General features: G+C 61.2%; 17 protein-coding genes. All 17 read right to left on the minus strand.

What is annotated here, in order from left to right:
- Positions 1–28 precede the first annotated feature (28 nt).
- Positions 29–643, minus strand: a complete 615-nt coding sequence (gene rplD / locus CFR79_RS01095) for a 50S ribosomal protein L4 (RefSeq protein WP_102323165.1) — start codon at positions 641–643, stop codon at positions 29–31.
- Between the two features lie 12 nt (positions 644–655).
- Positions 656–1,339, minus strand: a complete 684-nt coding sequence (gene rplC / locus CFR79_RS01100) for a 50S ribosomal protein L3 (protein ID WP_102323164.1) — start codon at positions 1,337–1,339, stop codon at positions 656–658.
- 10 nt (positions 1,340–1,349) lie between these two features.
- A complete protein-coding gene (rpsJ, locus tag CFR79_RS01105) occupies positions 1,350–1,658 on the minus strand; it encodes a 30S ribosomal protein S10 (RefSeq protein ID WP_007282720.1) in 309 nt (102 codons plus the stop codon).
- A gap of 105 nt (positions 1,659–1,763) precedes the next feature.
- Complete coding sequence (gene tuf / locus CFR79_RS01110; RefSeq protein ID WP_102323163.1) at positions 1,764–2,954, minus strand: elongation factor Tu; 1,191 nt, start codon at positions 2,952–2,954, stop codon at positions 1,764–1,766.
- A gap of 93 nt (positions 2,955–3,047) precedes the next feature.
- Positions 3,048–3,524 carry a 30S ribosomal protein S7 gene (gene rpsG / locus CFR79_RS01115; protein WP_102323162.1) on the minus strand — a complete coding sequence of 159 codons (477 nt, stop codon included), beginning with the start codon at positions 3,522–3,524 and terminating at the stop codon, positions 3,048–3,050.
- Positions 3,525–3,539: 15 nt separating this feature from the next.
- Complete coding sequence (gene rpsL, locus CFR79_RS01120) at positions 3,540–3,911, minus strand: 30S ribosomal protein S12 (RefSeq protein ID WP_003621118.1); 372 nt, start codon at positions 3,909–3,911, stop codon at positions 3,540–3,542.
- Between the two features lie 417 nt (positions 3,912–4,328).
- Positions 4,329–8,525 carry a DNA-directed RNA polymerase subunit beta' gene (gene rpoC / locus CFR79_RS01125; protein WP_102323161.1) on the minus strand — a complete coding sequence of 1,399 codons (4,197 nt, stop codon included), beginning with the start codon at positions 8,523–8,525 and terminating at the stop codon, positions 4,329–4,331.
- 102 nt (positions 8,526–8,627) lie between these two features.
- Positions 8,628–12,800 (minus strand): DNA-directed RNA polymerase subunit beta, encoded by a 4,173-nt coding sequence (gene rpoB / locus CFR79_RS01130; RefSeq protein ID WP_102323160.1) that lies wholly within the window; start codon positions 12,798–12,800, stop codon positions 8,628–8,630.
- Positions 12,801–13,055: 255 nt separating this feature from the next.
- A complete protein-coding gene (gene rplL / locus CFR79_RS01135) occupies positions 13,056–13,430 on the minus strand; it encodes a 50S ribosomal protein L7/L12 (RefSeq protein ID WP_102323159.1) in 375 nt (124 codons plus the stop codon).
- A gap of 102 nt (positions 13,431–13,532) precedes the next feature.
- The gene (rplJ, locus tag CFR79_RS01140) at positions 13,533–14,051 is read right to left on the minus strand and encodes a 50S ribosomal protein L10 (protein ID WP_102323158.1); all 519 of its coding nucleotides are present in this window, start codon (positions 14,049–14,051) and stop codon (positions 13,533–13,535) included.
- Positions 14,052–14,330: 279 nt separating this feature from the next.
- Complete coding sequence (gene rplA / locus CFR79_RS01145) at positions 14,331–15,026, minus strand: 50S ribosomal protein L1 (RefSeq protein ID WP_110546571.1); 696 nt, start codon at positions 15,024–15,026, stop codon at positions 14,331–14,333.
- Between the two features lie 4 nt (positions 15,027–15,030).
- Complete coding sequence (gene rplK / locus CFR79_RS01150; RefSeq protein WP_102323156.1) at positions 15,031–15,465, minus strand: 50S ribosomal protein L11; 435 nt, start codon at positions 15,463–15,465, stop codon at positions 15,031–15,033.
- A gap of 106 nt (positions 15,466–15,571) precedes the next feature.
- Entirely contained in the window at positions 15,572–17,200 is a 1,629-nt protein-coding gene (locus tag CFR79_RS01155; RefSeq protein ID WP_110546573.1) for an efflux transporter outer membrane subunit, read from the minus strand.
- A complete protein-coding gene (locus CFR79_RS01160) occupies positions 17,197–18,483 on the minus strand; it encodes an efflux RND transporter periplasmic adaptor subunit (protein ID WP_102323154.1) in 1,287 nt (428 codons plus the stop codon). Before CFR79_RS01160 ends, CFR79_RS01155 begins: the two co-directional genes overlap by 4 nt.
- Positions 18,480–21,668, minus strand: coding sequence for an efflux RND transporter permease subunit (locus tag CFR79_RS01165; protein ID WP_110546576.1), 3,189 nt, complete (start codon positions 21,666–21,668; stop codon positions 18,480–18,482). Before CFR79_RS01165 ends, CFR79_RS01160 begins: the two co-directional genes overlap by 4 nt.
- Positions 21,669–21,830: 162 nt before the next feature.
- Positions 21,831–23,231, minus strand: a complete 1,401-nt coding sequence (locus CFR79_RS01170) for a sensor histidine kinase (protein WP_102323152.1) — start codon at positions 23,229–23,231, stop codon at positions 21,831–21,833.
- Complete coding sequence (locus CFR79_RS01175; protein WP_102324141.1) at positions 23,221–23,958, minus strand: response regulator transcription factor; 738 nt, start codon at positions 23,956–23,958, stop codon at positions 23,221–23,223. Before CFR79_RS01175 ends, CFR79_RS01170 begins: the two co-directional genes overlap by 11 nt.
- Positions 23,959–23,983: the final 25 nt, after the last annotated feature.

Raw genomic sequence — 23,983 nt, forward strand, 5'->3', positions numbered from 1 at the left:
GCCTTCTTGCGGATTGCCAGGATGTTGGTCATGCCAGACGCTCCTTCAGTCCCTCAACCCCGGCGCGGGTGATGGCCAGCACCTCATGGTTCAGGATGTCGTAGACATTCGCGCCAACCGTCGGAAGAATGTCGATCTTCGGCAGGTTGCGCGCGGCGCGGCCGAAGTTCTCTTCAACCGTGGCATCCACGATCAGGGCGGATGTCCAGCCCAGGACCTTCAGCTTCTTCGCCAGCTCAGCGGACTTGCCCGAAGCCGTCGCCGCATCAAGCACGACCAGCTTGCCTTCGGCAGCCTTCTGTGACAGCGCGGAAATCAGGCCCAGACGACGCACCTTCTTGGGCAGGTCATAGCCATGGTCACGCACGACCGGACCATGCACCACACCACCGGTACGGTACTGCGGCGAACGCAGCGAACCCTGACGGGCGCTACCTGTTCCCTTCTGGCGGTAGGGCTTCTTGGTCGTGCCGGAGACTTCCCCCATGCCCTTGACCTTGTGCGTCCCTGCGCGGCGCTTTGCCAGCTGCCAGTGCACCACACGCGCCAGAATGTCGCTGCGCGGGGTTGCGGCGAAAATCTCGTCCGGAAGGCTGGCGGTACCTGCGCTCCCGTTATCGAGGGTTTTGATCTCGTAATCCATTGCCCTCTATCCTCAGCCCGCAGCCTCAACCAGGGCCGCCGGATACGGCGCCTCGGCATGACGGGCCTTCTTGATCGCATCACGAATCAGAACCACCTCGTTCTTCCCGCCCGGCACGGAGCCGCGGATCATGAGGAGGTTCTTTTCGGCGTCGACAGCCGCTACCTCAAGGTTCAGCGTGGTGATACGCTCGGAACCGAGATGGCCAGCCATCTTCTTGTTCTTGAAAACCTTGCCCGGGTCCTGACGGTTACCCGTCGAACCGTGCGAACGGTGACTGATCGAGACACCATGGGAGGCTTCGAGACCGGCAAAGTTCCAGCGCTTCATGGCGCCGGCAAAACCCTTACCCTTGCTGGTGCCGGTAACGTCCACCTTCTGTCCCGCCACGAAATGGGCGGCGGACAGAGAAGCCCCGACTTCCAGGACGGCATCATCCGCAACGCGGAATTCAGCCAGCTTCTTCTTGGGCTCGACCTTGGCCTTGGCAAAATGGCCGCGGTTCGGCTTCGACACATTTTTGACCTTGGCCTTGCCCGCGCCAAGCTGGACGGCCGTGTAGCCATCACGCTCGGTATTACGGACATCAACCACCTGCAGATCATCAATCTGCAGGACAGTCACCGGCACATGTGTGCCGTCTTCCTTGAACAGCCGGGTCATACCCAGCTTTTTTGCGATCAATCCGGTGCGCATCGTCTGGACCTTAGAGTTTAATCTCGACATCCACGCCAGCGGCGAGGTCGAGTTTCATGAGAGCGTCCACGGTCTGCGGGGTCGGCTCGACAATGTCGAGCAGCCGGCGATGGGTCCGAATTTCGAACTGCTCGCGGCTTTTCTTATCCACGTGGGGGGAGCGGTTTACAGTAAACCGTTCAATATGCGTCGGCAGCGGGATAGGACCCCGAACCCGCGCACCCGTACGCTTCGCCGTATTGACGATCTCTTTCGTGCTGTTGTCCAGCACCCGGTGATCGTACGCCTTCAGGCGAATGCGGATGTTCTGGTTGTCCATCTTTCTGTTTCAGTCCAACTTTACCTGATTCGGGGGAACCCGATCCGCAATGGAAACCCGGCCGGATCGCTCCGACCGGGATACCACAGTTCAGTTACTGTCCAATCACGCCGTGATGGAAGCAACAACACCTGCACCAACGGTGCGGCCACCTTCGCGGATAGCGAAGCGCAGGCCTTCATCCATGGCGATCGGAGCGATCAGCTCGACATCCATGGCGACGTTATCGCCAGGCATGACCATTTCCGTGCCTTCCGGCAGGTGAACAACGCCGGTGACGTCGGTCGTGCGGAAATAGAACTGCGGACGATAGTTGGTGAAGAACGGCGTGTGACGGCCACCCTCTTCCTTCGTCAGGATGTAGGCTTCCGCCTTGAACTTGGTGTGCGGGGTGATGGAACCCGGCTTTGCCAGCACCTGGCCACGCTCAACGTCTTCACGCTTCGTGCCACGCACCAGTGCGCCGATGTTGTCACCTGCTTCACCACGATCGAGCAGCTTGCGGAACATTTCAACGCCGGTCACGGTCGTCTTCTGCGTCGGGCGCAGGCCAACGATCTCGATTTCGTCGCCAACGTTCACAACGCCACGCTCGACACGGCCCGTAACCACGGTGCCACGACCGGAGATGGAGAACACGTCTTCGATCGGCATCAGGAACGGACGGTCAACCGGACGCTCCGGCTGCGGGATGTATTCGTCAACAGCGTTCATCAGATCCAGAACGCGGTTTTCACCGATTTCCGCATCGCCGTCTTCCAGCGTCACCAGGGCCGAACCCTTGATGATGGGGATATCGTCGCCGGGGAACTGGTAAGCGGAAAGCAGCTCGCGCACTTCCATCTCAACGAGTTCCAGCAGTTCCGGATCGTCAACCTGGTCAACCTTGTTCAGGAAGACGACCAGTGCCGGCACGCCGACCTGACGGGCAAGCAGGATGTGCTCGCGGGTCTGGGGCATCGGGCCGTCAGCAGCGGACACAACCAGGATCGCGCCGTCCATCTGCGCGGCACCCGTGATCATGTTCTTCACATAGTCAGCATGGCCGGGGCAGTCGACGTGAGCGTAGTGACGCTTCGCGGTCTCGTACTCGACGTGAGCGGTCGAGATCGTGATGCCACGGGCGCGTTCTTCCGGCGCCGCGTCGATCATGTCGTACGCCTTGAACTCGGCGCCGCCGGCCTTCGCCAGCGTCTTCGTGATAGCAGCGGTCAGCGATGTCTTGCCATGATCGACGTGACCGATCGTGCCAATGTTACAATGCGGCTTGTTCCGCTCAAATTTAGCCTTTGCCATCGTTTTCTCCGTTAACTCGGCCTCGTGCCGAGAGTCGGGTTGGAAAGTTCCGTTTCGGAAGTCGAGCCGGTAGATAGACCGGCCAGACCGCCTTTACCAGCGGTAATGACTGAATGCCTTGTTGGCTTCCGCCATACGGTGCGTGTCTTCGCGCTTCTTGACTGCCGAACCACGGTTGTTCACGGCGTCGAGAAGCTCGTTGGACAGACGCTCCTGCATGGTGTTCTCGCCACGCTTGCGCGAGGCGTCGATCAGCCAGCGGATGGCCAGCGCCTGACGACGCTCGGCCCGGACTTCGACCGGAACCTGGTAGGTCGCGCCACCAACACGGCGGGAACGCACCTCGACGGCCGGCTTGACGTTGTCCAGCGCGCTGTGGAACATCACCACAGGGTCCGCAGCAGCGCCACCACGGCGACGCAGCACCTCAAGGGCGCCATAGACGATCCCTTCGGCGGTGGACTTCTTGCCGTCGTACATCAGGGCGTTCATGAAACGCGTAATGACGACATCACCAAATTTCGGATCGGGAAGAATCTCGCGCTTTACTGCGCGATGACGGCGACTCATGCCTCGTTATTCCTTTTACTTAGGACGCTTCGCGCCATAGAGCGAGCGACGCTGACGACGCTTGGCGATACCCTGGGTGTCCAGAACGCCGCGCAGGATGTGATAACGCACGCCAGGAAGATCCTTGACGCGACCACCACGGATCAGGACGACACTATGTTCCTGGAGGTTATGCCCCTCACCCGGAATATAGCTCACAACCTCATAACCGTTTGTCAGGCGCACCTTTGCCACCTTACGCAGAGCCGAGTTCGGCTTCTTCGGTGTGGTTGTGTAAACACGAGTACAAACGCCACGCTTCTGCGGACAGCCCTGCAGAGCAGGAACCTTGTTGCGTTTGGCTGCGGGCTCGCGACCTTTCGCGATCAACTGGTTGATGGTCGGCATACGCCTTTCCCGATCCTTACAAAATTCGGCCGGCCAACCTCATGTCCGGTTGCCGACTGTCGTTCACAACAAAACCCCAACGAATGACAACCATCCGTTCGGGCATCATATTTACATCCGGCCTTGGCAGCCCGATTCCCGAGCTGCGGCGCCGCATGTCTGCATGCTGCATTCGACGGCCAACAACGTCTTTCAGACAGGGCTAGCCGAGGGCGCGGAACCTACGGGCATAATGACTTCAAGTCAAGCCTTACGCAGGATTCGCGCGGGTCAGGGAGAACGAATCCGTTTCACCAACCCGCAAACACCGTTCCGCCCGGCAGCAGATACTGCCTGAAGCGGATGGTGACAATAGTGCAGCACCGAATCATTCCGGATACCAGCTTCCCGGTATCCGGATATGGTATGCGCCCGAGCTTACTCGGCCGCCTTGGTTGGCGGGACGGCAGCACGGGCCTGCGCCAGACGCTGCTTGTCCTCACCCGCGGCAACCGCGCGGAGCTTGTTCATGACGCTGCCTGTCCCAGCGGGGATCAGGCGACCGACAATCACGTTCTCCTTCAGGCCGTTCAGGGTATCCTTCTTCCCTGCCGTAGCAGCCTCTGTCAGGACACGTGTGGTCTCCTGGAAGGATGCGGCGGAGATGAAGGACTGGGTCTGCAGCGACGCCTTGGTGATGCCCTGCAGCACCGGCATGGCCACTGCGGGACGTTCACCCATGTTCAGGCGCTTGGTGTTCTCTTCCTCGTACTCGATACGATCCACCGTCTCACCGATCAGGTAGGTCGTGTCACCGGGTTCAAGGATTTCCACCTTCTGCAGCATCTGCCGGACGATGACCTCAATGTGCTTGTCATTGATCTTCACGCCCTGCAGTCGATACACGTCCTGAATCTCGTTCACGAGATAGTCGGACAGTGCCTCGACGCCCAGCACCTTCAGGATGTCATGCGGCACGCGGGGACCGTCGACCAGCGGATCGCCAACCTGGACAAAGTCGCCTTCCTGAACGGAAACGTGCTTGCCCTTGGGGATCAGGTAATCCGTCTCCTCGCCCGTCTCGTCATTTTTCACGATGACGCGACGCTTGGACTTGTAGTCCTTGCCGAACTCAACGCGCCCCTCGGTTTCCGAGATGATGGCGTGATCCTTCGGCTTACGGGCCTCGAACAGTTCCGCCACACGCGGCAGACCACCGGTAATGTCACGCGTCTTGGAACCTTCACGCGGGATACGGGCCAGCACGTCACCGGCGTTGACCTGCGCGCCATTTTCAACCGACAGCAGCGAATCCGGGGACAGGAAGTAGCGGGCGTCGTTGCCGTTGGCCAGCTTCACCACATCGCCCTTCGCATCCTTCAGCTGCAGGCGCGGACGCAGGTCGATTCCCTTGGAAGCCTGCTTGTAGTCCACGACCACCTTGGATGTCAGGCCGGTGACTTCATCCATCCGCTCAACCAGCGTGATGGAGTCGATCAGGTCGAGATATTCAACCTTACCGGGCTGCTCGGTGATGATCGGCAGGGTGTACGGATCCCACTCGGCCATCTTCTGGCCACGCGTCACATCGGCACCGTCCTCGACCAGCAGGCGCGCACCATACGGCACACGGTAGCGGGCACGCTCGGTTCCACGGTCGTCCGTCAGCAGGATTTCGCAGTTACGCGACATGACGATGGGCACGTTCTGGCTGTTCTGCACAACGTTCTTGTTGCGGATCGTCACCTTGCCATCGCGCGAGGCTTCCACCATCGACTGCTCGGCACCACGCTGGGCCGCGCCACCAATATGGAAGGTACGCATGGTAAGCTGGGTGCCCGGCTCACCGATGGACTGGGCTGCGATCACGCCCACGGCCTCACCGATATTGACCGGCGTGCCACGTGCAAGATCACGGCCATAGCAGTGACCGCATACGCCAACCCGGCTGTCACAGGTGAGCACCGAGCGGATCAGCAGGCTTTCGACGCCAGCCTTCTCGATCAGTTCGGCCTGAGCTTCCTCGATCAGCGTATTGCGCGGGAACAGGACCTTCCCGGTGGCCGGATCAAGCACATCAGCCGCCAGCGTGCGGCCCAGCATACGCTCGGACAGGGAGGCGATCACCTCACCGCCATCCATGACCGCACGCACGGTCAGGCCGCGTTCGGTGCCGCAATCTTCCTCGACAATGATGCTGTCCTGCGCCACGTCAACCAGACGGCGGGTCAGGTAACCCGAGTTCGCCGTCTTGAGCGCGGTATCGGCCAGACCCTTACGGGCACCATGGCTGGAGGTGAAGTAATCGAGAACCGACAGGCCTTCCTTGAAGTTGGCGATAATCGGCTGTTCGATAATCTCACCAGACGGCTTGGCCATCAGGCCACGCATGCCGGCAAGCTGCTTCATCTGCGCTGGCGACCCACGGGCACCGGAGTGGCTCATCATCCACACCGAGTTGGTGGGCTTGCCGATCTCCTGCTTGGAGATCTCCTTCATCATCGCGGCCTGCACTTCGTCCGTGCAGCGCGACCATGCGTCCACCACCTTATTGTAGCGTTCGCCTGCAGTGATCAGACCATCCTGATACTGCTGTTCGAACTCCTTCACCTCGGCGGCGGTGCGGTCGACCAGGCCCTTCTTTTCGGCGGGAACGATCATGTCGTCCTTACCGAAGGAAATGCCCGAACGCGCGGCATGACGGAAACCAAGGCCCATCAGGCGGTCACAGAAGATCACGCATTCCTTCTGGCCGCAGTGACGGTAGACCGCATCGATGACGTCCGACACGATCTTCTTGGTCAACTGACGGTTGATCAGCGAGAACGGCAGCGCGGCGTTACGCGGCAGGATCTGGCCCACCAGCATACGACCCGGTGTCGTCACCACGGTCTCACGCGACAGCCTGCCTTCCGCATCGACATTCTCGATCCGCGCACGGATCTTGTCATGCAGCTTCACGGCGCCGGTGCTGAGTGCATATTCGACTTCACCAACGCTGGAGAAGGACGGCGCACCCGTGACCGTGACCTGACCCTTGTCGTCATAGCTGTTCTGGTCGGGCGTCGCACGGAACTCGGGCGTTTCCAGGCTGAGATAGTACAGCCCCAGCACGATATCCTGCGACGGCACGATGATGGGCTTGCCGTTGGCCGGGCTGAGGATGTTGTTTGTCGACATCATCAGCACGCGGGCCTCAAGCTGCGCCTCAAGGCTCAGCGGCACGTGCACGGCCATCTGGTCACCGTCGAAATCTGCGTTGAAGGCGGTGCAGACCAGCGGATGAAGCTGGATCGCCTTGCCTTCAATCAGGACCGGCTCGAACGCCTGAATGCCCAGACGGTGCAGCGTGGGCGCGCGGTTGAGCATGACGGGATGCTCACGGATCACCTCTTCAAGGATATCCCAGACTTCGGGACGTTCCTTTTCCACCATCCGCTTGGCAGCCTTGATGGTGGTGGCGTGACCGTATTTTTCCAGCTTGGAATAGATGAACGGCTTGAACAGTTCCAGCGCCATCTTCTTGGGCAGGCCGCACTGGTGCAGCTTCAGTTCGGGGCCGACCACGATGACCGAACGGCCAGAGTAATCGACGCGCTTGCCCAGCAGGTTCTGACGGAAACGACCCTGCTTGCCCTTGAGCATATCGGACAGGGACTTCAGCGGGCGCTTGTTCGCACCGGTGATCGCACGGCCACGACGACCGTTATCAAACAGCGCATCGACCGATTCCTGCAGCATGCGCTTTTCGTTACGGACAATAATGTCCGGCGCGCGCAGTTCGATCAGCCGCTTGAGACGGTTGTTACGGTTAATGACACGACGGTACAGGTCGTTCAGGTCGGATGTGGCGAAACGGCCACCATCGAGCGGCACCAGCGGGCGCAGTTCGGGCGGGATCACCGGCACCAGATCCAGAATCATCCATTCCGGGCGTGATTCGCTGTCGGCAAAGGCTTCGACCAGCTTCAGGCGCTTGACCAGCTTCTTGCGCTTGGCCTCGGACGTGGAATCCTTCAGTTCCTGCCGCAGTTCTTCCTTTTCCTGCTTGCAGTCGATGCGTTCGAGGATCTTCTTGATCGCCTCGGCACCGATCCCGACCTCAATCCCCTCGTCGCCATGCTCGTCCATGACATCAAGGTACTGGTCTTCCGTCAGCAGGCTGTACTGCTTGAGCGGCGACGTGCCGGGTTCCAGAACCACATAGCTTTCGAAATACAGGATCTTTTCCAGATCCTTCAGCGTCATGTCGACCATCAGGCCGATACGGCTGGGCAGCGACTTGAGGAACCAGATATGGGCTACCGGGCTGGCAAGTTCGATATGGCCCATCCGCTCGCGACGGACCTTGGCCAGCGTGACTTCAACGCCGCACTTTTCACAGATGATACCGCGGAATTTCATCCGCTTGTATTTGCCGCACAGGCATTCGTAATCCTTGATCGGACCGAATATCCGCGCGCAGAACAGGCCATCACGTTCCGGCTTGAATGTCCGGTAGTTGATGGTCTCGGGCTTCTTGATCTCGCCGTACGACCACGAACGGATCTGCTCGGCCGAGGCCAGCTGGATCTTGATCTGGTCGAAGGTCATGGCCTGGCCGCCCTGACCAAGGATCTTCATGAGTTCATTCATGCGCCGCAAACCCCCTGAGGGAATGAAGCGGAAGCAGGCGCGTTACCTGCCTCCACTCCTGAAATAAAAACGTATGGACTGACGTGGACCGTAAAGGCCGGATCAGGAGCCGCTCTGTTCAAGGTCAACATTCAGGCCAAGGGACTTCAGTTCCTTGATCAGGACGTTAAAGCTTTCCGGGATGCCGGCTTCGAAGTCGTCCTGCTCACGCACGATCGCCTCATACACCTTGGTGCGACCCGACACGTCATCCGATTTGACCGTCAGCATTTCCTGCAGTGTGTAGGCGGCGCCGTAAGCTTCCAGCGCCCACACTTCCATTTCACCGAAGCGCTGCCCACCGAACTGTGCCTTACCACCCAACGGCTGCTGGGTGACCAGCGAATACGGACCGATGGAGCGTGCATGGATCTTGTCATCAACAAGGTGATGCAGCTTCAGCATGTAGATGTAACCGACCGTGGTCTTGCGCTCGAACGGTTCACCCGTACGACCGTCGATCAACTGCGACTGGCCGGACTTGTCCACACCCGCCTTGGTCAGCATCGCTTCGATATCCGGAATGGACGCGCCATCGAATACCGGGGTTGCGATCGGCACACCCTTGCGCAGGTTACCGCACAGTTCCAGCAACTGGGCATCCGTCATGTCGCCGATCTGGTCATCATAGACCTTGTCGCCATAGACAGACTTCAGTTCTTCCAGCAGTTCCTGCCGCTTTTCACCCTTGCGCTGGTAATCATCGGCAAGCTGGCCGATCTGACGACCGATATTGGCGCAGGCCCAGCCCAGATGCGTTTCCAGAATCTGCCCGACATTCATACGCGAAGGCACGCCCAGCGGGTTCAGCACCAGATCAACCGAAGTGCCATCTTCAAGGAACGGCATGTCCTCGACCGGGACCACACGGGAGACAACACCCTTGTTGCCGTGACGACCGGCCATCTTGTCACCCGGCTGAAGCTTGCGCTTCACCGCAACGAAGACCTTGACCATCTTCATCACGCCCGGCGGCAGTTCATCACCGCGCTGGAGCTTTTCGACCTTGTTGTCAAAACGCGCCTGGATCTTGGCCACTGCCGCGTCAAATTCACGCCGCAGGGTTTCCAGCTCCGCCATGACCTCGTCGGACATGACGGTCACGTTGCGCCATGCGCCACGCGGATGCTCGGACAGGACTTCATCCGTGATGACCGTGCCCGAACGGATACCCTTGAAACCGGTGCCCGCCGTCTGGCCGATCAGGTGCTCGCGCAGACGATTGTAGAAGGAACGTTCCTGAATCGCGCGTTCGTCGTCACGGTCCTTGGCAAGGCGTTCGATCTCGGCGCGCTCGATGGCCATCGCGCGCTCGTCCTTGTCCACGCCACGACGCGAGAACACGCGCACATCGACAATGGTGCCCGACGTGCCCGGCGGCAGCTTGAGCGAGGTATCACGAACGTCGGACGCCTTTTCACCGAAGATGGCGCGCAGGAGTTTTTCTTCCGGCGTCATCGGGCTTTCGCCCTTCGGCGTGACCTTGCCGATCAGGATATCGCCCGGATTCACTTCCGCGCCCACATAGACGATACCGGCTTCGTCGAGGTTGCGCAGCGCTTCCTCACCGACATTCGGAATGTCGCGGGTGATTTCTTCCTGACCCAGCTTCGTGTCACGGGCCATGACTTCGAATTCCTCGATATGGATCGAGGTAAACACGTCATCACGCGCGATCCGTTCGGAAATCAGGATCGAATCTTCAAAGTTGTAACCGTTCCAAGGCATGAACGCGACAAGCACGTTACGGCCCAGCGCCAGTTCACCCAGTTCCGTGGACGGACCGTCGGCGATAATCTCGCCCGCACGCACCTGATCGCCAACCCGGACCAGCGGACGCTGGTTGATGCAGGTCGACTGGTTGGAGCGCATGTATTTGCGCAGGCGATAGATGTCGACGCCCTGCGTGGCACCAGCATCGTCAGTGGCGCGTACAACGATACGCGCACCGTCGATCTGATCCACCACACCATGACGGCGCGCCACGATCGCGGCACCCGAGTCATGGGCCACGGCTGCTTCCATGCCCGTGCCGACCAGCGGCGCGTCCGAACGCACCAGCGGCACGGCCTGACGCTGCATGTTCGAGCCCATCAGTGCGCGGTTGGCGTCATCGTTCTCAAGGAACGGAATGAGCGCGGCAGCGACCGAGACGAGCTGGCGGGGGGACACGTCACAGGCGGTGACATCGGTCGGCGGCACCTGGCGGAAGTCACCGCCACGACGCACCGAAACCAGATCGTCCGTCAGGTTGCCCTGCGCGTCCTGCTTCGCATCGGCCTGAGCCACGACAAGCTTTTCTTCTTCCATGGCGGAAAGATATTTCCAGCCATCCTGAAGAACGCCGTTTTCGACCATGCGGTACGGGGTTTCGATGAACCCGTACTTGTTAACCTTCGCGTATGTGGCCAGCGAGTTGATCAGACCGATGTTCGGGCCTTCCGGCGTCTCGATCGGGCAGATACGGCCGTAATGGGTCGGATGCACGTCACGGACTTCGAACCCTGCACGTTCACGTGTCAGACCGCCCGGGCCAAGTGCCGAAAGACGGCGCTTATGGGTCACTTCCGACAGCGGGTTGGTCTGGTCCATGAACTGGCTGAGCTGCGAGGAACCGAAGAATTCACGCACCGCAGCAGCAGCCGGCTTGGCGTTGATCAGGTCATGCGGCATGACCGTATCGATATCGACCGAACCCATACGTTCGCGGATGGCGCGCTCCATGCGCAGCAGGCCAACGCGGTACTGATTTTCCATCAGTTCGCCGACGGAGCGGACACGACGGTTACCGAGATTGTCGATATCGTCGATCGCGCCGCGACCATCTTTCAGTTCGCACATGATCTTGACGGTGCGCAGGATGTCTTCCTTACGCAGCACGCGCACCGTATCGGGCACGTCAACGCCAAGGCGCATGTTCATCTTCACGCGACCGACGGCGGACAGGTCATAACGGTCAGGATCGAAGAACAGGCCGGAGAACATGGCTTCCGCCGTTTCGGGCGTGGGCGGCTCACCGGGGCGCATGACGCGATAGATGTCGGTCAGCGCTTCCTCACGCGAGGCGTTCTTGTCCACGGCCAGCGTGTTACGGATCCACGGACCATTCGTGGCGTCGATCGCCAGCGTGGTCAGGGTGGTCAGGCCCTCGGCATCGAGTTCCTCAAGCTTCTGCTCGGTCAGTTCCTCGCCGGCTTCGGCATAGATCTCGCCCGTGTTCTCGTTGACCATGTCGGACGCGATGAAGCGACCGATCAGGCCAGCGGGACCAACCAGCACTTCCTTGGTGGTTTCCGCGATCTTGCGCACCATGCGGGCCGTCAGCTTCGCATCGGCGGGGGCAACTTCCTCACCCGTCTGGGCGTCGATCAGCGGCTCAAGCAGCTTCTGCCCACGGAAGGCTTCCGCGTCAAAACGACGGGCCCAGCCCTTCGGGGTCTTGTTGAACTCGACCTTGCCGTAGAAGTAGCCAAGGATTTCGTCAGGGTCCATGCCCTGGATTTCCATAGCTTCCACGTCACCGCCCTCGGCGGCCTTAGCGGCACGTGCGGCAGCGGACGTGGCCCCTTCCAGCGCGTACAGCAGCGTGGTGACCGGCAGCTTGCGCTTGCGGTCGATGCGGACGTAGATCAGGTCCTTGCTGTCGAATTCGAAGTCAAGCCACGATCCGCGATAGGGGATGACACGGGCCGCGAACAGGAACTTGCCCGACGAATGGGTCTTGCCCTTGTCGTGATCGAAGAACACGCCGGGGCTGCGGTGCATCTGGCTGACGATGACGCGCTCGGTCCCGTTGATGACGAAGGTGCCGTTGTCGGTCATGAGCGGCATGTCGCCCATATAGACCGGCTGCTCCTTGATATCGCGGATCGAACGCGACCCGGTATCCTCATCCACGTCCCATACGATCAGGCGCAGGATAACCTTCAGCGGTGCGGCGAAGGTCAGGCCACGCTGGATGCATTCCTCAACGTCGTATTTCGGCTCTTCCAGTTCGTAGCTGACAAATTCCAGCCGCCCGCGCCCAGCGAAATCATTGATCGGAAAGACGGAACGGAACACTTCCTGCAGGCCCGTCGATGTCCGGCTGTCGGGCGCCACGTTCATCTGGAGGAACGTCTCGTAGCTAGCCCGCTGCACGTCGATCAGATTGGGCATCGGAGCCACCTCGGGTATATGCCCGAAGCTCTTGCGGATGCGTTTGCGTCCCGTGAACGATTTTGTAATCGCGTTCATCGCCTATCCAGCCCCCATCCACACAGGTCCGCACGGTGGTGACACGAATGTCACGCGGACTGCGCGGCCCTTGAAAATCTTTGGCGGATCAGCCGGACCTGCGCCCGGACCAACCCTATCTACCACCAAAGGCGCCCGAAGCCTTGCGGCCAGGGCGCCTGTAACGGCCAAGGGGGCGGAAACCAGCCGGTTTCCACCCTCACCTGAATAACTCAGCCCGGTTGCGCCGCGAACGACGCGTCCAGATAGGCCAACTTATTTAATTTCGACGGAAGCGCCGTTGTCTTCAAGGGTCTTCTTGATCTTTTCGGCTTCATCCTTGCTGGCGCCTTCCTTGATGGTCTTGGGCGCGCCCTCGACCAGATCCTTGGCTTCCTTCAGGCCCAGACCCGTGATCGCACGGATTTCCTTGATCACGTTGATCTTCTTGTCGCCGGCCTTGGTCAGGACAACGTCAAATTCCGTCTTTTCTTCTGCCGGAGCAGCAGCAGCCGCACCCGGAGCAGCAGCAACGGCTACCGGAGCGGCAGCGGAAACGCCCCACTTCTCTTCCAGCAGCTTGGACAGCTCAGCCGCTTCCAGAACGGTCAGAGCGGACAGGTCTTCAACAATCTTGTTCAGATCGGCCATAATTCGGTCTTCCTAATTTATACACTGGTTGACACAGCACAATCCCGTTTTTTCGGAAAAATGCCGTTTTGTTGATAACCCGGCGGGCCGGGCCATTGGGTCTCAGGCTGCTTCGCCCGTCTTGGCATAGGCACCAAAAACCCGTGCAAGCTGTCCGGCCGGCGCCTGGAGCACGCCTGCGATGCGGGTTGCCGGCGTGGAGATAAGCCCCACCAGCTGCGCACGCAGAACATCCAGGGACGGCAGTTCCGCCAGGGCCTTGATACTCGCGACATCGAGCGTCTGGGCACCAAGCGATCCGCCGAGCAGAACAAGCTTGTCATTGGTTTTGGCGAACTCGACCAGCACCTTCGCCATTGATACGGGTTCATCCGCCCACGACAACGCGGTCGGCCCCTTCAGCAGCGGCTTGATGCCTTCGAACTGGGTCCCTGCCAGGGCGAGAGAGGTCAGCCGGTTCTTCGCGACCTTGTGTGTAGCTCCAGCCGCACGCACGCGACGCCGAAGTTCCGTCACATCAGCCACAGTCAGCCCGTCATTACGGGTGACGATGACCATGGACGTCTTCGCGAACACGGCTGCGAGGGAGGCAACAAACTCCCGCTTCTCCGTACGGTCCAAATCCCGTCTCCATCATCATCCGCCGGCAAAACCGGCAGATAGGGTTTACCCTTGGGATGTTGCGGCAGGCCGCTTGCATCCCGGTTCGCCTGTCCTTTTTTAACGGAACAACCAGTGCGGGCTTTCGCCCCGATCCGGCATCCCCGTCTCCCGGTTGCAGCCCCTGCGGGCAATCAAGGCTTTCGCCACATCCGGTCATGGACAGGTTCGGAAAATGGCGGCGGACCGCCATCTCCTGTCCCCTACCCCTTGCAGGGCAGGGTCATTCGGAAGCTGGTGTCAGCCCGCCGTGAAGGCGGAGACATCAACCGTAACACCCGGCCCCATGGTGGAGGACAGGGCGATCTTCTTGACATACGTGCCCTTCGCACCCGTCGGACGGGCCTTCTGGACGGCGTCCACGAACGCACGGATGTTTTCAGCCAGCTTGGAGCCGTCGAACGATGCCTTGCCAACACCGGCATGCACGATACCGGCCTTTTCCGCGCGGTATTCGACCTGACCGGACTTGGCTGCGGAAACCGCACCCTTAACGTCCATGGTCACGGTGCCCAGCTTGGGGTTGGGCATCAGGCCACGCGGGCCAAGGATCTTACCCAGACGGCCAACGAGGGCCATCATGTCGGGGGTCGCGATGCAGCGGTCGAAAGCGATTTCGCCAGCCTGCACCTTTTCGGCCAGATCTTCGGCACCAACCACGTCGGCACCGGCGGCCTTCGCTTCCTCGGCCTTCGGGCCGCGGGCGAACACGCCAACGCGCAGGGTCTTGCCCGTGCCGTTGGGCAGGGACAGCAGGCCACGGACCATCTGGTCGGCATGACGCGGGTCGATGCCCAGGTTCATGGAGATTTCGACCGTTTCGTCAAACTTCGCCTTGGCGTTGTTCTTGACCAGGGCGATCGCCTCATCAAGACCATACTGCTTGGCATTATCGACTGCGGCGCGGGCTGCGGTCAGACGCTTGTTCTTTGCCATTCTATCAGCCCTCCACCACGTCGATGCCCATGGAGCGGGCGGAACCCGCCAGCATGCGCACGGCGCCGTCGATATCGTTGGCGTTCATGTCTTTCTGCTTCGTCTCGGCAATCTCGCGCAACTGCGCGATCGTCACCTTACCAACGGTGGCAGCCTTGCCCACGGTGGAGCTGCCCTTGGAAATCTTGGCAGCCTTCATGAGGAAGTAGGTGTTCGGCGGCGTCTTGGTGATGAAGCTGAACGTACGGTCGGCATACGCGGTGATGACGACGGGAATCGGCATACCGGGTTCGAGACCCTGTGTCTTCGCGTTGAACTCCTTGCAGAACTGCATGATGTTCAGGCCGCGCTGACCCAGTGCCGGACCAACCGGCGGGGACGGATTCGCCTTGCCGGCGGGGATTTGCAGCTTGATGTAGCCAACGATTTTTTTGGCCATATCCGGGGCTCCTGACTGTTTCACCCGGACCGCGGTTCTGGTGGCCACCCCCTACCCTGAAGGTATGATGGGGGTGACCTCCCGCGTTCCGATAAGAGGCGCGCACCTACCGCTGTTTAGGTGTGCCTGTCAAGTCCCCGTCCTGAAATCCCTTGCCTGAGAGGTCGTAGGATTCAGGCCCGTTATCGACATTGACGCCCTTGACGGCCTTGGGCGTGCGCAGATGCGTATACTGTAGCGGAGAGAACGGGCGGATCTGCCGGTTATCGGGCAGTTCCGCGGTGGTCCACCCACCGCCAAGCGCGCGGATAAGCTCCACCTGCGCCTGCATGTAGCGGGTTTCCACCTGCACTTCGGCAATGCGGGCCTGGAGGGCCGCGACCTGCGCCACCACCACGTCCAGATAATTGGTCAGGCCGCCCGTATAAAGCTGCATGGTCATGTTCTGCGTGCGCATGGCGGCCTGCACCGCCTCAGCCTGCTGCGTGGCCTCCGTATCAAGGCCATGGGTCAGGCTCAGCCCGTCCTCCACGTCCTTGAAGGCTGCCAGCACAGTGGCGCGGTACTGGTCTTCCGCCTGCCGGTACTGCGACCAGTTGCGTTGCAGTTCCGCGCGCCGCAGTCCGCCCTGGAACAGGGGCAGGACAGCCTGCGCGGCATAGTTGTACATGCCGTTGGCGAATTTATCGAGCGTGAAGCCGTTATCCATGAAACCGGCAGTCGCACTGAAGGTTACATGCGGATAGAACGCCGCGCGCGAGACACCGATGGCGCGGTTGGCCGCCGCCATATGCCGCTCGGCGCTGGCGATGTCGGGCCTGCGCTCCAGCAGGGTGGCGGGAATGCCCACCGGGGCCGGCACCTTGGGGAAGCTGATCTGGGAACGGGGCGTGATATGGAAATCGGACGGCGCCACATTGGCCAGAATGGCAATCGCATGTTCCATCACCGCCCGGCGGGCCTGAAGGTCCGTATCCGCCGCCTGCGTGGACGAAAGCTGGGTCTGCGCGCGCGAGACATCGATTCCCGCGGCGATAGCCCCCGCCTGCCGCATTTTCGTGATCTGCACCGCGGTCTGGTAATAACGGATCGAGTCGAGATAGACCGCATGCTGCGCGTCCATGCCGCGCAACTGCATATAGTCATTGGCCAGTTCGGACTGGATGCTCAGACGCGCCACGGCGAAGTCAGCCGCCGCCGCCTGCGCCAGACGCTGCTGCACACGCCTGCGGTTGCGGATGCCGGACCAGAAATCCGGCTCCCATCGCGCGGAAGCGCTATACTGCTCCGACGACATGTAGATCGGCCCCTGCGAACCCGCACCACGCCACAGCCTGTGGCTGGACGCCTGGTTCTGTGAGGCTGAAGCCGCCCCGCTGATCTGGGGGTACAGATTGGACTGCGCTTCCGCCACGATGTCGCGTGCCTGCGTGAAGGCTTCCGCATCGGCCTGCAGGTCCGGGTTCAGGCGGCTTGCACGTTCTTCCAGTTCATCAAGGGTGGGGTCGTGAAAGACCTGCCACCAGTCCCCGCGCGATACGCCATCCTGCGGGTTGCCGTACTGCACAACCCCGTCGCCCTTCCAGTTATCGGGCAGCATGTAATGCTGCTGGCGATATTTGGGGGCAAGGTCCACACAGCCGCCCAGACCGCCCGCCAGGGCGGCGCAACCGGCAAGTGAGAGCATATGGCGCGAAAGGACGTGGCGGAACCGGCTGGGCGGCGCTCCCATCATTGCCGCACCCCGGTATCGCTTGCGTTACTGTCACCCGCTGGCATGGCCCGCACGTCATCTCCCTTGTCAACTCCGGGGGATGCCGTGGCCCCGGCGTCATTGTACCCCGTCGTCGCGCCGACCAGATAGACCTTCTGGCCTTCCAGCAAGCCTGCGGACGGGTTGTTCACAATCCGGTCCTTCGGGCCGATACCCGCCAGAACCTGCACCTTCGTACCCAGGTTGGTGCCAACCGTTACATTGCGCAGGCGTATGCGGTTATCGTCATCCACAATCGCCACCTGCATACCCTGCGCACGGAATACAAGCGCGCCTTCGGGGATTATCAGAATATCGGGGTCACCGGGTGCGACAAAATGTACATTGGCATAGGAATCGGGCCACAGTTCCCGCTTGTCGTTATCGACAACCAGTTCCGTGGTCACGGTGCGGGTGCCGGAGTTGAACGCACGGGCGGTTGCAAGGAACTTGGCCCGGAACACCTTGCCCGGATACTGCGGCACCGACACGTCGCCCGTCAGCTTGGGGCTGATGATGTCCGCATAGTCCTGCGGGATGGAAACGAAAATACGCATCCGGTGCACGTCGGCCACGCTGAACAGTTCGGTCGCCGTCCCGCGTGAGGAGACATCGCCCCCGCCCGCGTTCACGTAATCGCCCACGTCAGCCAGACGGGACGTAACCACCCCGTCGAACGGCGCCACAAGCTGCTTGAACCCGATCAGGGCGGCATAGCGCGAGACCTCATGCCGGGCGGCTTCCACCTCCGCCTGATTGACTTCGGCATTGGCGGCCTGCACGTCCACTTCCTGCTGCGACACGGCCTGCGTGCCCTGCAGCGCCCGCCAGCGCCGGGCCGTGATCTGCGCCAGCCTGTAGCGCGCCATGGCCACGTCAAAATTCGCCTTGGACGCCGCATACTGCGCATCCAGTCCCGGCGTGTCGATGGTGGCCAGAATCTCGCCCGCCTTCACCTTGGCGCCAATATCCTTGTACCACATCTGCACGTAGCCCGAGACCTGCGCATAGATCGGCGCCTGGTACCATGCGGAAATATTGCCCGGCAGGTCCAGCGTGCGGGTCTTGGGGCCTTTCTGCGGCAGGATGATCTGCACGCGGGGAATGGCCGCGTCCTGTGTCGCGGCCTTCAGGTGGGAGACATGGATGCGGCGTTCCACAATGCCGCCGATAACAACCGCGGCCAGCACGATCCCGCCCACAGTGGCGTACAGCCGCCCACGCCCGGACCTGTGCGGCGTGTGGTTTTCCCCTGTGGCGGTCATGCGTGCTCTCCTTCGCCGACGGCGGCCTTCTTGGACTTTCTGGAATGGATCAGGGCGAACACGCAGGGCACGAACAGCAGCGTGGCGCAGGTTGCGACAAGCAGCCCCCCCATCACCGCACGACCCAGCGGCGCGTTCTGCGAATTGCTCAGCGACATGGGCAGCATGCCGATAATCATGGCCGACGCCGTCATCAGGACGGGACGGATACGTTCATAACCGGCTTCGATCGCGGCACGGACGGCATCGCCATGCACATCCATCCGTTCCCGCGCAAAGGAGACGACAAGGATGGAGTTGGCCGTGGCCGTGCCCATGCACATGATCGCCCCCGTCAGCGCCGGAACCGACAGGGTCGTGTGCGTCAGGAACAGGCTCCATGCGATACCCGCCAGCGCACCGGGCAGGGCCGTAATGATGATGAACGGGTCCATCCACGACTGGAAGTTCACCACGATGATCAGGTACACCAGCAGGATCGACATCGCGAGACCGCCGATAAGCTGGACATACGCCCCGTTCATGGTGGAAGCCTGACCACGCACGCTCAGGCTGGAGCCTGCGGGCAGGTCCTTGCTGGCCTCTGCCACCACGCGGTTGACCTCACGGGAGACCGCACCAAGGTCCAGTCCCTCGTTCGAGGCATAGATGTTGAACACCGGCATGATGTTGTAGTGCGAAACTTCGCCCGGCGTGCCCGTCTGCACGATCTGGCTCAGGCCACCGAGTATCTGCGGCGCCTTGTCGGACGGGTTGCCATCCCCCTTGTCGATGGGGATGGTTTCAAGATCGTTCAGGGTCTGCAGGAACTGCAGCGGCGTCTGGATATCGACCAGATGCGAAACCCCCGTCTTGGGGTCCAGCCAGTAGGTCGGCGCCACCTGTCCGCTGCCCGACAGCACGGCCAGCGCGTTGTTCGCCACGTCCGCTTCGGTCAGGCCGGTGCCCAGCGCGTAGGTCCGGCGGGCATTGACGCGCAGGGTCGGCGTATTCAGCGGTTCCTGCACCGACACATCGGCAATGCCGGTGACGTGCCGCAGCTTTTCGGCCAGTTTTTCGGCAAAATCGAAATTGCCATACAGGTTGCGCCCCGATACCTGCACATCAAGCGGCGCGGGCAGCCCGAAGTTCAGGATCTTGGCGGTCAGATCGGCTGGCATGAAGGTGATTTCGGTGCCGGGGAATTTCTCAGCCAGCCCCTTGCGCAGGATGCCACGGAATTCCGCCACCGGCGCTTCGTCATTCTTCAGCGTAACCGTCAGATCGCAGTCCTGCGCGCCAACGGTGGGCGTGGGAATGAACGCCTGATTGAGCGGACTGAACGGCAGGCCGCAGTTATTGACGATGCCTTCGACCTGATTGGGCAGCAGGCGTTCGATCTCGTCATTCACCAGCATCGCGATCTTGCCCGCTTCGGCAATCTTGGTGCCCATGGGCGCGCGCATATGGATCGCCAGCGCGTTGGAGTTGATTTCGGGGAAGAAATCCTGTCCCGCGAAAACCAGCAGACCCAGCGAACAGAAGGCGGACAGGGCAAATATCGGGACGAAACGCCCGCGAATGGTCACCAGATGTTCAAGCAGCCCACGGTAGCTGTTACGGAAGGTGACGAAGCGGCGCTCGAACCCCTGCTGGAAGCGGCCAAAGACATTGCGCGGTTCCTGATGGCCACCCTCCGCCTTTGCTCTGGCATGGGCCGCGACCTGCGCCGCCAGCATGTATTTGGCCATGGTCGGCACCAGCGTACGCGACAGGATGAAGGATGCGATCATGGCGAAGATGATGGCTTCCGCCATGGGCATGAACAGCCAGCCCGCCACACCGGTAAGCTGGAACAGCGGCATCCACACGATACAGATACATAATGTCGAGACGAAGGTGGGAATGACGATCTGGTTGGCCGCATCGATAATGGCGGTTTCCAGATCCTTTTCCATTTCCAGATGCGCGTCGATGTTCTCGATCATGACGGTGGCGTCATCGACCAGGATGCCCACCGCCAGCGCCAGACCGCCCAGCGTCATGACGTTGATCGTCTGCCCCGCCGCCCCCAGCCCGATGACCGAGCAGAGCATGGCCAGCGGGATGGACGTTGCAATGATGACGGTCGATCGCCACGAACCGAGGAACAACAGCACCACAAGACTGGTCAGCATGGCGGCGGTGCCCATTTCCTGCACCACGTCGCGCACCGCCTCCTTCACGAAGGTGGAGGCATCGCCCAGCACGGTGATGTCGACCCCCGGCGGCAGCGTCCTGACGATGGAGGGCAGAAGCTGCTTGATCCCGCTGACAACGGACAGGGTGGACGCATCACCACTTTTCATGATGACGATCAGCACCGCCTGATGCCCCTTGACCAGCACCATGTTGGTCTGTGGCGGTCCCCCCGCATGCACCCATGCCACGTCGCGCAGGTAGACGACGGAATTGCCCTCCTGCTTGATGGGCATGTTGTTGAAGGTGTCTATCTCCTCGGGCGAGGCATTGGTCTGGACCATCCAGTCGAACGCGCCGATCTGCTGGTCACCGGCGGGCAGCACGATGTTCTGCTTGCCCAGCGCGTTACCGATATCCGTGGCGGACAGCTTGTGGGCCAGCAGCTTGCTCTGGTCCAGATCGACCATGATGTTGCCCGGCTGGCCGCCATAGGGATTGGGAATGGCCGCCCCCGCAACCGATACCAGCGCCGGGCGGATCAGGTTGGAGGACATGTCGTAAATTTCCGACGCCGTCATGGAATCGGATGAAACCTGCAGCGTCAGCACCGGCACGGAAGACGCGTTGTACGTGAGTACAAGGGGTGGCGTCATGCCTGCGGGCATCTGCTTGATGACAGTCTGGGAAACGGCGGTGATCTGCGTCTGCGCCACGGCGGTATCGGTGCCGGGCTGGAAGAACACCTTCACGATGCCACGTCCGTAATAGGACTGGCTTTCGATATGTTCGATGTTGTTCACCGTGGCGGTCAGTGCGCGCTCGTAATAGTACACCACGCGCCCGGACATATCTTCCGGCATGAGGCCGGTATAGGTCCAGCAGATCGCGACCACGGGGATATTGATGCTGGGGAACACGTCCGTTGGCGTGCGCAGGAGGCCCCGCACACCGAACACGACAATCAGGATGGAGAGAACTACGAAAGTATATGGCCGCTTGAGCGCGGTAACGACAATACCGTTCATGCGCGGCCAGTTACCCTCCACTGTGGCGGTCTACGCCACGTAGCAAGGCGCATGTCGCATGCCGCCTTCGCACGGGACAGGTGGTGTTCATGCATGTCTCGTCTCCCCGTCTGTCCTTCCGGTGTTAATGAGGGAGCGTCAGGTGGCAAATGAAATTTCAATTTAGTTTCCGGGCTGCACAACCCCGGATGGCGGAAAAACGATGTTCATGGTTGCCCCGGGCAGACTGTCATGCACCCGCGACTGCAGGATATCGAGCCGCGCGTGATGCAGCGCCAGAATCGCGGATACAAGGCTCAGCCCCAGCCCGCTGCCGGGAATGTGACGGCTTTTATCGGACCGGTAGAAGCGCCCCGTGACCGCCCTGCGTTCGCCGGCGGGAATGCCGATGCCCGTATCGGCGATCTGGAGCATGGCGCAGCCATCATTCATGCGGGTGCGGATTTCCACCCGCCCCCCTTCGGGCGTGAATTTGATGGCGTTGTCCACAAGGTTGGCCAGAACCTCGATCAGCAGGTCCCGATCACCCAGTACATGAATGGGGGGATCATCACCCGTAACATGGGACAGGGCGATACCCTTGGTCTCGGCAATCGGTTCGTACAGATCGATGATATCCGCCACCAGCGATTCAAGGTCCACCGTGCCGAAACCCGCCCGGCGGCGGCCGTTCTCGATCTCGCCTATGCGCAGCAGGGCGGTGATGATGGCGAATGACTGGTCCAGATCATCGATGGTATGGGAAATGACATTGCGCAGCGCTTCCGCCGAATGGTCGGCGTTCAGCGCACGGTCAAGGCGCGCCCGCACACGCGCCAGCGGCGTGCGCAGGTCGTGGGCGATGTCGTTACCCACGTCGCGTATTTCATCAAGGAGCTGTTCGAGCCGGTCGAGCATGCGGTTGACGCTGCCCGCAAGACGCTGGAGATCGTCATTCTGCTTACCCGCGGGCAGGCGTTCATGCAGGTCGCCTTCCATGATGCGGTCAATCGCCTCATGCATGTCCTTGACGCGGGACAGGGCGCGATGGCTCAGCACGATGCCGGTCATGAGTGCGAACAGCACGGTCGGCACGATCGACACCAGCATGGAATGCCGCATCATGAGGCGCAGTTCGGTACGCATGTGCCGGCTGCGCCCCAGAACCAGATACCGCTCCCCCGGCACCTTCACCGCAACCATCCGCAATACGGTGGATGAGCCGCCGCCCGTTGCTTCGGGGGTGATGACATGGACATGCCCGTCCGCCACCAGATCGGCGGGCCAGTTATGCAGGTCGCCCACGATATAATGCTGCTGGCTGTCGAACAGCGTGGTGACATTGAGCAGGATGCGCAGGTCATCGGTCGCACGGTCGCGTACCTGCTGTTCGAGCTCCTGCGGGGTTTCGCGTTGCAGGATGCTGGCTTCACGCAGCAGGAGCATGTCGGAACGCCGGGCCTCGAACACGCTGGCCTGGCTGTAGCCGAAAAAGAACTGCAACGCCGCCGATCCGATCATGGCCGCGACTACCGCCAGCGTCAGGCGGAAAGTGGCGGTCCGGAACAGTTCGTTACGGAACACGCAGCATGAACCCCGCGCCACGGATGCTCTGGATCAGGGCGGGCTTGCCGCTTTCGTCAATCTTGCGGCGCAGCTTGCCGATATGGACATCCACAAGGTTGGTCTGCGGGATGAAGCGGTAATTCCACACATCTTCCAGCAGCATGTTGCGCGTCAGCACCTGATTGGGACGCCGCATGAGATATTCCAGCAGACGGAATTCACGCGGCAGCAGGTCGATCGGCACCCCCGCGCGCGTGACCGTGCGTTCGATCAGGTCCATCTCCAGCGGTCCCGCGCGCAGCATGGTCTGGCGGGAATTGTCCGGGCGGCGCAGCAGGGCTTCCAGCCGCGCGGCCAGTTCCTCCATCGCGAAGGGCTTGGTCAGGTAGTCATCGCCACCCGCCTTCAGCCCGCTTACCCGGTCGTCCACCGCCGAAAGGGCGGACAGCACCAGAACCGGCACATGCACCTTGCGCTCCCGCAGGGTCTCGATCAGCGTCAGGCCATCAAGTTCGGGCAGCATGCGGTCCACGACCATCACGTCGAAATGGGCGTTCAGCCCCATGGACAGGCCAGCGGCCCCCGATTCCTCATGCTGGACATGGAAGCCACGGCTTTCCAGTTCCTCCACCACTTCCTGCGCGATCTTGCTGTCATCCTCGATCAGCAGGATACGCGTCGCGGCCACGGGCTGCGGGGCCAGGGGCGCGGGCTGGGAAGGATTGATTTCGGACGGCATGGTCATGATCCCTTCCTTTATGCAGTGCTGC

The organism is Komagataeibacter saccharivorans (assembly GCF_003207825.1).
Taxonomy (GTDB): Bacteria; Pseudomonadota; Alphaproteobacteria; order Acetobacterales; family Acetobacteraceae; genus Komagataeibacter; species Komagataeibacter saccharivorans.